The organism is Microbacterium sp. BF1, from assembly GCF_019279095.1.
Taxonomy (GTDB): Bacteria; Actinomycetota; Actinomycetes; order Actinomycetales; family Microbacteriaceae; genus Microbacterium; species Microbacterium maritypicum.
This window is the reverse complement of sequence record NZ_JAGYWT010000719.1, coordinates 1-899: the sequence shown is the minus strand read 5'-3', so window position 1 is coordinate 899 and position 899 is coordinate 1. Positions and strand designations below refer to the sequence as shown.

The 899-nt window shown below is 70.6% G+C and carries 1 protein-coding gene; it reads left to right on the top strand.

Features of this window, described 5'->3' with window-relative positions; translation table 11 throughout:
- Positions 1 to 2: 2 nt before the first annotated feature.
- On the top strand, positions 3 to 899 hold an 897-nt coding region (locus tag KZA10_RS16295; protein ID WP_256935005.1), incomplete at its 3' end, for an Nramp family divalent metal transporter.

Below are 899 nucleotides of genomic sequence, written 5' to 3'. Positions count from 1 at the left end.
GGCTGCTCGGACCCGCCCTCGTCGCCGGCGTCGCCTACCTCGACCCCGGCAACGTCGCCAGCAACATGACCGCAGGCGCGCAGTACGGTTACCTGCTGGTGTGGGTGGTGCTCGCCGGCAACGTGATGGCGTGGCTGATCCAGTACCTCTCCGCCAAGCTGGGGGTCGTCACCGGGCAGAGCCTTCCCGAAGTGCTGGGCGCACGGCTGAAGCGGCCCTGGGCGCGCCGCGCCTACTGGCTGCAGGCCGAGCTCGTCGCGATGGCCACCGACCTGGCCGAGGTCATCGGCGGCGCGGTCGCCCTCAATCTGCTGTTCGATGTGCCGCTGCTGCTCGGCGGCCTGATCACCGGTGCGGTCTCGATGATCCTGCTCACGGTGCAGAGCCGGCGCGGCGCCCGTCCGTTCGAGTTCGTGATCATCGGGCTCATGGCCATCATCACGATCGGCTTCGTCGCCGGTGTCTTCGTCGCACCACCGGACCTGGCAGGAGTCATCGGCGGGATGGTCCCCCGCTTCCAGGACACCGGCTCGGTCCTGCTGGCCGCGTCCATCCTCGGGGCGACCATCATGCCGCACGCGATCTACGCGCACTCCTCGCTCGCCCGCGACCGTTTCGGTGCGACAACCTCCCATGCCGGCGACGAGGCCGTGCGCACCGAGACCTCGCGCATCCGCCGCCTGCTCACGGCCACCCGCTGGGATGTCTCGATCGCCATGGTGATCGCCGGTTCCGTGAACCTCTGCATCCTCCTGCTCGCCGCAGCGAACCTCGCCGGCGTCGAGGGCACCGACTCGCTGGAGGGGGCCCATGCCGCCCTCGCGGCAGGACTCGGACCGGTCGAGGCCAGGCCCGAGGCGAGCAGGCCCACGGCGAAGAAGGTCGCCACGACCGGTCCG